Source organism: Proteus sp. G2669, assembly GCF_009915245.1.
GTDB lineage: Bacteria > Pseudomonadota > Gammaproteobacteria > Enterobacterales > Enterobacteriaceae > Proteus.
Map to the genome: position 1 here is coordinate 62,603 of NZ_JAABLX010000008.1, position 13,674 is coordinate 76,276.

Sequence of the window (13,674 nt, forward strand, 5' to 3'; positions counted from 1 at the left end):
AATTTTTTAATTTTTATTTTTTGAGTATAGGATCTTTTTTATGAGTGATATTGCATTAACAATGGTGATGTTGTCATTAGCAGGCGCTCTAGGTCTTTGGATTGGCAATATCAAAATCTATCGAGTCAGCCTAGGAATAGGCGGCGTTCTTTTTGGTGGTATAATTATTGGGCATTTTGCTCAACACTATAACCTTTCACTCAACGCACAAACTCTTCATTTTATTCAAGAATTCGGTCTTATTCTTTTCGTTTATACCATTGGTATTCAAGTTGGCCCTGGTTTTTTCTCTTCATTACGTGTTTCTGGATTAAAACTCAACGCCTTTGCGATTTTCATTATTCTTCTTGGTTCTATCATCACCGCCTCAATTTATCGCTTATTTGATGTTCCTTTGCCTATTATTTTGGGTATTTTTTCTGGTGCTGTCACCAATACCCCGTCTCTGGGCGCTGGGCAACAGATACTCACTGATTTACATATTGATCCTGCTTTAATCGGGCAAATGGGAATGGGCTATGCGATGGCTTATCCTATGGGAATTTGTGGCATCTTGTTAGTTATGTGGCTTATTCGTGTGTTTTTTAAAATCAACATTGATGAAGAAGCGAAAACCTTTAGTAACCAGCAAAATAGTACTAAAGAGGCACTACATACTATTAATATTGCCATTAAAAACCCCAATTTAGATGGTTTATTAATGCAAGATATCCCACTACTCAATGAAGATGCCATTGTATGCTCTCGTTTAAAACGTGGTGATAACATTATGGTACCGATGCCATCAACGATTATTCAGTTAGGGGATTTGCTGCATATTGTTGGCTCGAAAGAAGATCTTAATAAAGTACGCCTTGTATTAGGCGAAGAGGTTGACGCTTCACTCTCAACATCAACCAATTTACTACAATCAGTACGGATCGTTGTCACGAATGATTCCGTACTCAGTAAGCGTTTAAAAGATCTTGATCTTAAAAGAAAATACGATGTTGTCGTAACTCGATTAAACCGCGCAGGTATCGAACTAATTCCAAGCAATAACAGTATGTTGCAGTTCGGGGATATTCTTAATGTTGTTGGTCGCCCTGAATCTATAGAAGCGATTACTGTCCTGTTAGGTAATGCTCGTCAAAAATTAGAGCAAGTTCAAATGCTACCCGTTTTTATTGGTATTGGATTGGGGGTTTTACTTGGCTCTATTCCTATTTTCATTCCCGGTATTCCCGTAGCTCTTAAACTGGGATTAGCCGGTGGCCCTCTTGTTGTTGCCTTAATTTTAGGGCGTATTGGAACATTCGGTAAGCTCTATTGGTTTATGCCACCAAGCGCAAACTTAGCATTGCGTGAATTGGGCATTGTCATGTTTCTAGCCGTAGTAGGGCTAAATTCTGGTGGCGAATTTGTTGAAACCTTAATTTATGGTCAAGGGCTGAGTTGGATTGGCTACGGCATTCTTATTACACTATTACCGTTATTAATTGTGGGGATCATAGCCAGGATCTTCTTTAAACTTAATTATTTAACTCTTTGCGGAATGTTAGCTGGTTCAATGACCGATCCACCTGCACTGGCCTTTGCCAATTCAATACATAGCTCAAGTGGAGCTGCGGCACTTTCTTATGCCACCGTTTATCCTTTAGCGATGTTTTTACGCATAATAACACCACAATTAATGGCACTTATTATCTGGAGTTTGTAGCAAAAATAATAAATATATTAATCAGTTGAACCTAATATGTTACTAAAATCCACATTTTGCTTAGCAGAGGGATAATTAAGGCCATGAATGGCTCTTATTTAAGCCATAGATTTTATGATTGTCTGTTTTAATAGTTCTCGTGCTAAGAAATTTAGATTGAGACGGATTGCTAAATATTTAGTAATCAATTTCTTTCCGTCAAACTTATGCTCAAAAGTCCTCGTTATTGTCTTTGCCCCTTCTTCTCGCTGAAGGGGCATTTTTATTAGATATTCACTGGCTGATAGATATTCTCGATTTCTTCAGCCAGAATTTTTATTCCTTTCTCTATCAATTCAGGCTCAGGCACGTAATTCATACGCATACATTGATGAGCGTGATCCCATGAATCTTCTAATCCCGGAAAAAAGTAATGCCCCGGCACCATTAATACACCGCGTTTTTTCAAACGACGATATAGCTCTTCACAAGAAACAGGTAAGTCTTTAAACCACAACCACAAGAAAATAGCGCCTTCTGGTTTATGAATAAGGCAACGTTCTTCAGGCAAGTAACGGCGAATAATATCAATAGTTTCAAGCACTCGTTGATGATAAAAAGGCCCAATTATCTCTTGAGATAATCGCATCAAATCATCACGTTTTAGCATTTCTAATGCCATTGCAGGTCCAATTCCACCAGGTGCAAGACTAATAATGCCATTCACATTTGTAATGGCCGAAATCAGCTCTTCACTGGCGATGATAATGCCACAACGTGCGCCGGGTAAACCTAACTTAGACAGGCTCATACATAGAATAGTATTGTCATTCCAACGAGGTGTTGCTTGAGTGAAAATGATACCCGGAAAAGGAACACCATAAGCATTATCTATAATAAGAGGGATATTATGCCGTTTAGCTAAGTCCTCTAGCTTTTCAACTTCGTCATCAGTAATAACATTACCCGTTGGATTTGTTGGTCTAGAAACACAAATAGCCGCAATATCATCACCAATTTCAAGATGAGCAAAATCAACATGGTATTTGAATTGCCCATTTGGCAACATTTCTATAGTTGGCTTATTTGCAACAAACAGATCTTCTTCTAATCCAGAATCGGCATAACCGATATATTCAGGCGCTATAGGAAAAAGAATTTTACGTTTCTTGCCTTCAGGCGTTGTACCACCTAATAAATTGAACAAATAGAAAAAAGCACTTTGGCTACCATTGGTTAATGCAATATTTTTTGCCGAAATATTCCAGCCTAGCTTCTCTTTTAAACATGCCGCCAACGCTTGTAACATAGCATCTTTGCCTTGCGGGCCATCATAGTTACAAACTGCATCACTTAACGTGCCATTTTCTGTCATCTCTTTAAGTAACTGGCGGAAATAGTTGTCCATTTCAGGAATATGCGCAGGATTACCACCTCCCAACATCACGGCACCCGGTGTCCGTATTCCTTCATTTAAATCTTGCATCAAGCGAGCAATGCCTGAATGTTGAGCAAATTTTTGCCCGAATTGTGATAGTTGAGTCATCTTTGCAGGTATCTTCTATGTTGCTTTCTCGTTAAGAAATACCATACCGCGAGCTTTAATCTGCATCAATAGTTATAATAGAAATGATAAAATAGGAATATTAATACAGATTTAAATATTGAAATATAAAACCAATAACCTATTAAGTTAAAGATAACTCAACCCACATTTTACTTTTTATTGGTGTTTTCACTCTCTTCTTGGCGACAAAAACAAGAGAGAATATGGTCATTCACCATACCAACGGCTTGCATAAAAGCGTAGCAAGTTGTTGTACCAACAAATTTAAAACCTTTTTTCTTTAACGTTTTTGCCATTTTATCTGAGATTTCAGTGGACGCAGGTACTTGTGATATATCATCCCACTGATTAACAATTGGTTTATTATCAACAAATTGCCAAATAAACTGACTAAAATCTTCACCTTGCTCTTCCATTGCCATAAAAACACGCGCGTTATTAATAATGGCGTTAATTTTTCCTTGATGACGAATAATTGCAGGATCTTGCAATAAAGCTTCAACATCCTTATCTGTCATTTTGGCAATTTTTTCAGGTGAAAAATTAAAAAAACAGCGACGAAAACCTTCTCTTTTTTTGAGTACGGTATACCAAGATAGCCCGGCTTGTTGGCCTTCGAGGCAAATCATTTCAAAAAGTTTGTATTTATCTCGTTCAGGTTTTCCCCATTCATCGTCGTGATATGCCAAATATTCAGGATCACTGGTTACCCAATCGCAACGCTGTTTATTCATTTTCTCATTCCTTGTTAGCAATAACTTGTAATAGCACCATTTTATATACTGTATGAATATACATGTAAATAGGTGAAAAAAAATTCAATCTAATTCTTTGAGCATAGCCATAAACTCAATTAAGGGATTATTTTTTTGATCGGAGGAAAATTGCCCGCATTCCTTGCTGTATATCTTTCGTCTAGAAGGTATACTGAAACCTTTCTTTTTATTCTATGTATCGCCATGCGGATATAACATGCAAAAGTTTGATACCAAAACCTTTCAAGGTCTTATCCTGACACTACAGGATTACTGGGCTCGCCAGGGCTGTACCATTGTCCAACCATTAGATATGGAAGTGGGTGCCGGCACATCGCATCCAATGACCTGTTTACGAGCATTAGGGCCAGAGCCTATTGCTGCGGCTTATGTACAACCTTCACGTCGCCCTACTGACGGACGCTACGGTGAAAACCCTAACCGTTTACAGCACTATTACCAATTCCAAGTTATCATTAAGCCATCACCGGATAACATTCAAGAACTGTATCTTGGCTCTTTAAGAGAGTTAGGTTTAGACCCAACTATTCATGATATTCGTTTTGTAGAAGATAACTGGGAAAACCCAACACTGGGTGCTTGGGGCTTAGGCTGGGAAGTTTGGCTCAACGGCATGGAAGTCACGCAATTTACTTACTTCCAACAAGTCGGTGGATTAGAGTGCAAACCTGTTACAGGCGAAATTACTTACGGCTTAGAGCGCCTTGCCATGTATATTCAAGGCGTAGATAGTGTCTATGACTTAGTTTGGTGTGATGGCCCATTAGGTAAAACCACCTATGGTGATATTTATCATCAAAACGAAGTTGAGCAATCAACTTATAACTTTGAATATGCTGATGTAGACTTCTTGTTCTCTTGCTTTGAACAGTATGAAAAAGAAGCCCGCGAGTTGTTAGAGTTAGAAAAACCTCTGCCTTTACCTGCCTATGAACGTATCTTAAAAGCAGGACACACCTTTAATCTATTGGATGCACGTAAAGCGATTTCAGTGACAGAACGTCAACGTTATATTTTACGTATCCGTACTTTAACCAAAGCGGTTGCTGAAGCATATTATGCTTCTCGTGAAGCGCTTGGTTTCCCTATGTGTAAAAAGTAAGAGGCTATCATGACAACTGAGACTTTCCTCGTGGAAATCGGCACGGAAGAATTACCGCCGAAAGCGCTTCGTTCTTTAGCCGAATCTTTTGCTGCTAATTTTACTGCTGAGCTGGATAACGCCAATATCACTCATGGTGATGTATCTTGGTTTGCAGCTCCTCGCCGTTTAGCCATTAAAGTGGCCAATATGGCAAAATCACAAGCAGATAGAACCATTGAAAAACGTGGTCCTGCGATTGCTCAAGCATTTGATGCTGATGGTAAACCAACAAAAGCGGCTGAAGGTTGGGCAAGAGGTAATGGCATTACGGTTGACCAAGCAGAACGCTTATCAACAGATAAAGGTGAATGGTTATTTTATCGTGCAGAAGTAAAAGGTGAAGCTGTTAACCAATTACTGATTGGCATGGTAAGCACTGCATTATCAAAATTACCAATTCCAAAATTAATGCGCTGGGGCGATAAAGAAACTCACTTTGTACGCCCTGTTCATACTGTCACTTTATTATTAGGTGATACTGTTATTGATGGTGAAATTTTAGGTATCCAAAGCGATCGCGTTATTCGTGGTCACCGCTTTATGGGTGAAGCTGAGTTCACTATTGATAATGCAGATCAGTATCCTGAAATTCTTTATGAACGCGGAAAAGTTATCGCTGATTACGAAACGCGTAAATCAATTATTCTTCATGATGCTCGCCTTGCGGCTGAAAAACTTGGCGGTATCGCAGATTTAAGCGATAGCTTAGTGGAAGAAGTCACTTCATTGGTTGAATGGCCGGTTGTGCTAACAGCAAAATTTGAGGAAAAATTCCTTGAAGTTCCTGCTGAAGCACTGGTTTATACCATGAAAGGTGACCAAAAATACTTCCCTGTTTATGACAAGCAAGGCAAATTATTACCTAACTTTATTTTTGTCACTAATATTGAATCTTCTGATCCACAACAGATCATTAGCGGTAACGAAAAAGTAGTGCGTCCTCGTTTAGCTGATGCTGAGTTCTTCTTCAAAACTGACCGTAAACAACGTTTAGAAGATAACTTACCACGCCTTGAAACCGTATTATTCCAGAAAGATTTAGGCACACTGCGTGATAAAACAGACCGTATTCAAGCATTAGCTGGCTTTATCGCAGGCAAAATGGGGGCTGATGTTAATAAAGCAACCCGTGCAGGTTTACTGTCAAAATGTGACTTAATGACCAATATGGTATTCGAATTCACAGATACCCAAGGTGTTATGGGTATGCATTATGCACGTCATGATGGTGAAGCCGAAGAAGTTGCGGTTGCATTGAAAGAACAATATCAGCCTCGTTTCGCAGGTGATGAATTACCGTCTAATCCTGTTGCTAGCGCCCTCGCTATTGCAGAGAAAATGGATACCCTTGCAGGTATTTTCGGTATTGGTCAACATCCGAAAGGGGATAAAGATCCATTTGCTCTACGTCGTGCATCATTGGGTGTTTTACGTATTATCGTTGAGCAAGATTTACCGTTAGATATTGAAGAATTAACGCAAGAAGCCGTTCGCCTTTACGGTGATAAACTGACGAATAAAAATGTCGTCAGTGATGTCGTTGAATTTATGTTGGGTCGTTTCCGTTCTTGGTATCAAGAATTGGGTTACAGCATTGATACTATTCAAGCAGTATTAGCACGCCGCCCAACACAACCTGCTGACTTCAATGCTCGCGTTAAAGCGGTAACTTATTTCCGTACATTAGACGAAGCCTCTGCGTTAGCAGAAGCTAATAAACGTGTTTCTAATATCTTAGCAAAATCTGCTAACGTAAAACTGAATGACACTGTTTTAGCTTCCGTCTTAAAAGCACCAGAAGAAGTTCAATTAGCAGCGAATCTTTCTGTATTACAAGATAAGTTGGCGCCTTTATTTGCAGAGCGCAAATACCAAGAAGCCTTAGTTGAACTGGCTTCATTACGTGATGTGGTCAATAACTTCTTTGATAAAGTCATGGTAATGGATGAAGACGAAGCAGTTCGTATCAACCGTTTAACTATGTTAAGCCAATTACGTGAACTGTTCTTAAAAGTCGCGGATATTTCTGTTTTACAATAAGTTGTAAACCTTAGAAAACATAAACCGGCATTGTGAAAGCAATGCTGGTTTTTTTGTATATATCCCCCTAGCTAAACTGGGGATATATATTGTTTTTATCGCTAATTCAATATGAATTAAAAAGGCAATTCTTCTATATTTTTATATGCCAATTCCATTATTTTAATAGATGCTTTATCTATAATATTTGCAATAATATTAGACAATTCTTTGAAATCACTTGCATTGAATACTTCTTGTTCGGTTTCTATTTCAACAGGGAACCCACTTACATCATCAATGTTATAGCCAAATAATATGAATCCGTAATTAAAATTTAATTTTGTTTTACTTATACAAACCAAACTATTACCACTTTGAAAATCCATATCTTCAAAGCGGTTTGTTTTTATTAAAATTTCGATTTTATTATGAGTAAAATCTTCTAGCTTTTTTACTATTTTATATATTTCTTCTTCTATTTTATTCTTTATATCTAGAACTGAAGAAGCTCTATCCAAAGAGGCTTTTATTCTATTAAAAATTTCATTTTCATCGTTCATGTAAAATCCCACAAAATATTGGATAGTGATCAAATTTTTCAAAAAAAACTTTATCCAAACACTCGTTATCATCTTTAAAACTTTATGAAAATCAAGCTTATCAACATCTAATTTAAAACAATCATCTGCCCCGTATAAAAATGAGGAAGAAAATATTATTTGATCAAAAACATGCCATCGATTAGAGGGTGCAGACTTATAATAATAAGTACCTATATTATATAGTCTTTAGCTAATTTAATTGTTTCATTATTTTCTTTATTGGTGGTGATATGCCAATATTCCTCCAGAATAAGTTTATTTCCATTTAATATTTCTATCTATAAAGTTAAAAGCCAAAATTATAATCTAAAAATAAAAAAATAAAATTAGTTAAATTAATTAAAAGTGTATGTATTCAAATATAATTAATTTTAATTAGATTTAGAAAAAAGGTATCAATATTATCTTGATACCTTTTACATTAAAAACTACAGCCCAGTCTCTACTGTAAATATCTGGCGATAACCATCAACATCACGCATAAATGCAATATATTGGTCATTCGGAGAGAACACGACAGCATCACTACTTGGTGCCTGTGCTGTTTTTTCTGTTAAACGTGTTAGTTCACCCGTTTTCACATTACATAGCATCACGCTGTTATCACAAATAAAAGTGAGATATTGTCCGTTACTATTCCATGTAAAGGCTGACTGAATATCCCAATCCTGCGAGGTGACTTGTTTTATCTCTTTCGTACTTGGCGATACCGTATATAACTGCACAATGCCGTTATCATCTTTCATCAAGAAAGCAATCGCATCACCTTTTGGGGAACTTCTTAACCAGTGACGAGGCTGATTTAAAATACCTGCATATTTTCTATTAGCTGTATTTGTTAGGCGAACTTGATGAATACCTTTAGCCACCGCTGGCATTGTTGTATCAGTTCCTGCCAGTGGTTTATCACCTTCAATACTGAAAGCTTGATTATCATCAGGTAAATCCACTAAGAAAATATCAGAAACTTTATCGCCATTTTCACTCACAGTATCGCCGATAAATGCAATAGCCCAACGTTGTTGTGAACCATCAACCTTTGTATAACCCTGAGTACCAACCCAACACTCTTCATAAGCTTTATTAATTTCATCACTTCCCTTTTGTGGATGAGCAACAGTTTGGCTTATTACAGTACAAAAATATTCACCATCATATTCACGATGATGTTTTTTAGCGACATTTACCGCCTTTAGTGGCACAGCAACCGCCACATTACGTTGATCATATTCGCCACCCAGTTCATGCATAATATGATCGTTATATGTAAAGCTTAAACGCGTACCGTCAGGACTAAAGACATGAACATGCGTTCCGCCACGTAAAGCACCGGCTTGATAAGGTGATGTCAACGAGCAAGCGTCGATATTAAATGCTCGATTATTTTCTGACTCATCAACAATCACTCCTCGACGATGATGAAAATCATAATGCCATTCATCATCTGGGTTTTCAGGCCCATGAATAAAAGCATAACGCACAGGCTCAGTTGGGCATACTGTAGCCACACCAACATGTGCCCCTTGTGTAGCAGTGTAAATTATCTGTTGCTGTTTTGTTTTCGCATGAATTTTTTCTATGGTTAGACCCGTAAAAGATCCCCCATTGGGACGTACATCATAGACTAACCACTGGCTATCTGGTGTCCAAACATTTATATTGGTTAACTGATGATGACGGCTATCAAACGTAATCTGGTGTTCCTGAAAAGACATATTTATCCTTATCGGGAAATAAATTTCCACATTATAAAAACTAATTAATTTTACCTGGCACTAAAAAAATTCAGTCGAGACTTTTTCGCAAGGTAATTACTCTATCCTCACTAAATAGTCAGAAAATTAGAAAATCATGTTACTTAGTGTTCTCTATATTATTGGTATTACTGCAGAAGCCATGACGGGTGCGCTTGCTGCTGGCCGTCGTAAAATGGATGTTTTTGGCGTCATTATTATCGCCTCTGCAACTGCCATTGGTGGTGGCTCTGTCAGAGACATTCTACTCGGCCATTACCCACTGGGTTGGGTAAAACATCCTGAATATATCGTCACTGTTGCATGTGCTGCTGTTATCACCATGTGGGTTGCTCCCATGATGAAACATCTACAGCGACTCTTTCTTATCCTAGACGCCATCGGCCTAATGGTTTTCTCTATTATCGGCGCACAAATCGCACTCGATATGGAATATGGCCCAATTATTGCTGCTATTGCCGCGGTGATTACAGGGGCTTTTGGTGGTGTATTAAGGGATATGCTCTGTAATACCATTCCTTTGGTTTTCCAAAAAGAAATTTATGCCGGTATCGCTTTTGGTGCTGCGTGGCTTTATATGGGATTACTGTTTTATACACCATTACCAAGAGACGTTATTATCATCATTACCCTTGTTGCTGGGTTAACGGCTCGACTTCTCGCTATTCGTTATAAATTGGGCCTACCAGTCTTTAATTACGAGAATCAAGATTAACGAATCGCTGTTTTAACAACAGCGGTTATTTTTGATTCTGTGGGGTATCTCAAAATATAATCTCTTTTCGCTATTGTGATAAAAGGTAATTCCTATCACTGAGCCTTTAATTATATGTTAATATTGACATAGTTTAATTTTTCTCTTGTTTCTATATTAAAAAAATAGAATGTAATAAGAAAAAAATGGCCCTGTATTAAACATGGGCACTGTATGTCATTCATTGTATGTGTATACTATATGGGGGATTTGCTCCCTAAACATGTATTTATACTTAATTCTCCAGTCAAATTCAGAAAGTCATCATGATCCAAGGAACTCTTTATATTGTTTCCGCTCCAAGCGGTGCGGGTAAATCAAGTCTTATTCAAGCGCTGTTAAAAACACAGCCTTTATATGACACACAGGTTTCTGTCTCTCATACAACCCGCCCAATGCGACTGGGAGAGAACCATGGTGAACATTACTTCTTTGTTACTAAAGAAGAATTCAAAAGCATGATAGACAGCGGGGATTTCCTCGAACATGCTTGTGTTTTTGGTAATTACTACGGCACATCCGGCAAAGTTATCAAAGAAATCTTAGCCAGTGGTGTTGATGTTTTTTTAGATATTGATTGGCAAGGCGCACAACAAGTGCGTAAAGCGATGCCTGAAGCTCGCAGTATTTTTATTCTGCCACCGTCAAAAGAAGAGCTTTACCGCCGACTTCGTGGACGTGGGCAAGATAGCGAAGAAGTGATTACAAAACGTATGTCGCAAGCTGTATCGGAAATGGAACATTTTAATGAGTATGATTATTTGCTGATTAATGATGATTTCAATACTGCGCTTGCTGATTTACAATCAATTATTCGTTCAGAAAAATTACGCCTTGATCGTCAAACGCTACGACATGGTGATTTAATCAGCAAATTATTGGCAGACTGAGTTAACTTTCAGTATTATGCCCAGTCATTTCGTTAATGGTGGAGTAACACAAATATGGCACGCGTAACCGTTCAAGACGCTGTAGAGAAAATTGGTAACCGTTTTGACCTCGTTCTGGTCGCAGCACGTCGTGCGCGTCAGTTACAAGTTGGCGCTAAAGATCCTTTAGTTCCAGAAGAAAATGATAAAATGACTGTTGTCGCGCTACGTGAAATCGAAGAAGGCCTGATTAACGGTAAAATTCTTGATGCTCGTGAACGTCAAGAGCAGCAAGAGCAAGAAGCAGCGGAATTACAAGCTGTTTCAGCGATTGCGGAAGGTCGTCGTTAATCGTTTTATAAAATAGGGGTAGGTCTGCCTTGTACCTGTTTGAAAGCCTGAATCAAATCGTTCAAAAATACTTGCCATCGGAGCAAGTTGAACAACTTAAAAAAGCCTTTATCGTCGCCCGAAATGCCCACGAGGGACAAACTCGTTCAAGTGGTGAGCCTTATATTACTCACCCTGTTGCGGTTGCGTGTATTCTCGCAGATATGCGATTAGACCACCAAACGCTTATGGCGGCGTTGTTGCATGATGTTATCGAAGATACGCCTGCAACCTTCCAAGATATCGAAAACCTCTTTGGTAGTACGGTGGCCGATCTTGTTGAAGGTGTTTCTAAACTGGACAAATTAAAGTTTAGGGACAAAAAAGAGGCTCAGGCTGAAAACTTCCGTAAAATGATTATGGCGATGGTGAAAGATATCCGCGTCATTTTAATCAAACTGGCAGACCGAACTCACAATATGCGCACACTGGGTTCATTGCGCCCAGATAAACGTCGCCGTATTGCTCGCGAAACACTCGAAATCTATAGCCCTTTGGCCCACCGTTTAGGTATACATCATATCAAAACAGAGCTTGAAGAGCTGGGTTTCGAGGCACTACATCCTAATCGTTACCGTGTTATAAAAGAAGTCGTTAAGGCTGCTCGAGGTAACCGCAAAGAGATGATTAATAAAATCCTCTCTGAAATTGAAGGTCGCCTGACAGAAGCGCATATCGAATGCAAAGTTAACGGTCGCGAAAAACATCTTTACTCTATTTATCGAAAAATGTTGCTAAAAGAGCAACGTTTTCACTCGATTATGGATATCTACGCCTTTCGCGTTATCGTGAAAGAAGTTGATACCTGTTATCGCGTTTTAGGTCAAATGCACAGTCTTTATAAACCGCGTCCCGGTCGAGTTAAAGACTATATTGCCATCCCTAAAGCCAATGGCTATCAGTCTCTTCATACCTCACTTATTGGTCCTCATGGGGTGCCAGTTGAAGTGCAAATTCGTACTGAAGATATGGATCAAATGGCTGAAATGGGGGTTGCCGCACATTGGGCTTATAAAGAGCAAGGTGAACAACCGGGCACAACTGCACAAGTAAGAGCTCAACGCTGGATGCAAAGTCTACTTGAATTGCAACAAAGCGCGGGTAGCTCATTCGAATTTATCGAAAACGTAAAATCAGACCTCTTTCCTGATGAAATCTACGTTTTCACGCCAGAAGGTCGCATTGTTGAATTACCAACGGGTGCGACTCCTGTCGATTTTGCTTATGCTGTACATACTGATATTGGTCATGCGTGTGTGGGCGCAAGAGTTGATAGACAACCTTATCCTCTTTCACAATCGCTACGCACAGGACAAACCGTTGAAATTATTACTGCTCCAGGTGCTCGACCAAACGCAGCTTGGCTAAACTTTGTCGTCAGCTCAAGAGCTCGCTCTAAAATTCGCCAACTTCTGAAAAATCTAAAACGCGAAGACTCTATTAATTTAGGTCGCCGTTTATTGAACCACGCTTTAGGTGAGCATAAGCTCGCTGATATTTCAGCCGAGAATATTGAGCGTGAATTGAAGCGAATGAAGCTCCATTCCATTGATGACCTAATGGCTGAGATTGGTTTGGGTAACACCATGAGTGTTGTTGTAGCGCGTAATTTATTAATTGATATTCAAAATCAAGATAATAACGCACAAACAAATACAACTAATGATGAAACACCTAAACTACCAATTAAAGGTGCCGATGGCGTATTAATCTCCTTTGCTAAATGTTGTCGCCCTATTCCGGGTGATCCTATCGTGGCACATATTAGTCCAGGTAAAGGCTTAGTTATTCACCATGAATCTTGTCGTAATATTCGTGGTTACCAAAAAGAACCTGAAAAATTCATGCCTGTCGAGTGGGATAAAGAGATCAACAGTGATTTCATTACTGAAATTAAAGTCGATATGATTAACCACCAAGGTGCATTAGCAAACTTAACCGCAGCTATTAACGATGCAAACTCAAGTATTCAAAGTATGAATACAGAAGAGAAAGATGGTCGTGTGTATTGTGCTTTTATTCGCTTAACTGCGAAAGACAGAATTCAATTAGCCAATATCATGCGTAAACTTCGTATCATGCCAGATGTTCTGCGCGTTAGCCGTAATAAAAACTAGT

11 protein-coding genes are annotated in these 13,674 nt (G+C 38.7%); 7 read left to right on the forward strand and 4 right to left on the reverse strand.

Features of this window, described 5'->3' with window-relative positions:
* Window positions 1-40: 40 nt before the first annotated feature.
* The gene (locus GWI68_RS00775) at window positions 41-1,699 is read left to right on the forward strand and encodes a putative transporter (RefSeq protein ID WP_166539109.1); all 1,659 of its coding nucleotides are present in this window, start codon (window positions 41-43) and stop codon (window positions 1,697-1,699) included.
* A gap of 265 nt (window positions 1,700-1,964) precedes the next feature.
* Here GWI68_RS00775 and GWI68_RS00780 read toward each other — a convergent pair whose 3' ends face one another.
* Together GWI68_RS00780 and GWI68_RS00785 are read right to left on the reverse strand one after the other, a co-directional pair.
* Entirely contained in the window at window positions 1,965-3,224 is a 1,260-nt protein-coding gene (locus tag GWI68_RS00780) for a valine--pyruvate transaminase (RefSeq protein WP_166539110.1), read from the reverse strand.
* A 170-nt stretch (window positions 3,225-3,394) separates the two neighbouring features.
* Window positions 3,395-3,979 carry a DNA-3-methyladenine glycosylase I gene (locus GWI68_RS00785; protein ID WP_166539111.1) on the reverse strand — a complete coding sequence of 195 codons (585 nt, stop codon included), beginning with the start codon at window positions 3,977-3,979 and terminating at the stop codon, window positions 3,395-3,397.
* Window positions 3,980-4,217: 238 nt separating this feature from the next.
* On the opposite strand from GWI68_RS00785, the gene glyQ reads away from it, so the two are divergent.
* Window positions 4,218-5,123: a glycine--tRNA ligase subunit alpha gene (gene glyQ, locus GWI68_RS00790; RefSeq protein ID WP_004246832.1), complete on the forward strand. Its 906-nt coding sequence runs from the start codon at window positions 4,218-4,220 to the stop codon at window positions 5,121-5,123.
* 9 nt (window positions 5,124-5,132) lie between these two features.
* The gene (glyS, locus tag GWI68_RS00795; RefSeq protein ID WP_166539112.1) at window positions 5,133-7,205 is read left to right on the forward strand and encodes a glycine--tRNA ligase subunit beta; all 2,073 of its coding nucleotides are present in this window, start codon (window positions 5,133-5,135) and stop codon (window positions 7,203-7,205) included.
* Window positions 7,206-7,321: 116 nt separating this feature from the next.
* Here the strand turns inward: glyS and GWI68_RS00800 are convergent, their stop codons facing one another.
* Window positions 7,322-7,747: a hypothetical protein gene (locus GWI68_RS00800; RefSeq protein ID WP_109408955.1), complete on the reverse strand. Its 426-nt coding sequence runs from the start codon at window positions 7,745-7,747 to the stop codon at window positions 7,322-7,324.
* Window positions 7,748-8,217: 470 nt separating this feature from the next.
* Complete coding sequence (locus tag GWI68_RS00810; RefSeq protein ID WP_166539113.1) at window positions 8,218-9,504, reverse strand: DUF3748 domain-containing protein; 1,287 nt, start codon at window positions 9,502-9,504, stop codon at window positions 8,218-8,220.
* A 136-nt stretch (window positions 9,505-9,640) separates the two neighbouring features.
* Between GWI68_RS00810 and GWI68_RS00815 the strand changes: the two genes are divergently transcribed.
* The 4 genes from GWI68_RS00815 (at window position 9,641) to spoT (ending at window position 13,673) form a co-directional block, all read left to right on the forward strand.
* Window positions 9,641-10,258, forward strand: coding sequence for a trimeric intracellular cation channel family protein (locus GWI68_RS00815; protein WP_072068818.1), 618 nt, complete (start codon window positions 9,641-9,643; stop codon window positions 10,256-10,258).
* A gap of 305 nt (window positions 10,259-10,563) precedes the next feature.
* A complete protein-coding gene (gene gmk, locus GWI68_RS00820; RefSeq protein WP_166539114.1) occupies window positions 10,564-11,187 on the forward strand; it encodes a guanylate kinase in 624 nt (207 codons plus the stop codon).
* Between the two features lie 54 nt (window positions 11,188-11,241).
* A complete protein-coding gene (gene rpoZ / locus GWI68_RS00825; protein WP_006534607.1) occupies window positions 11,242-11,517 on the forward strand; it encodes a DNA-directed RNA polymerase subunit omega in 276 nt (91 codons plus the stop codon).
* A 29-nt stretch (window positions 11,518-11,546) separates the two neighbouring features.
* A complete protein-coding gene (gene spoT / locus GWI68_RS00830; RefSeq protein ID WP_166539115.1) occupies window positions 11,547-13,673 on the forward strand; it encodes a bifunctional GTP diphosphokinase/guanosine-3',5'-bis pyrophosphate 3'-pyrophosphohydrolase in 2,127 nt (708 codons plus the stop codon).
* Window position 13,674: the final 1 nt, after the last annotated feature.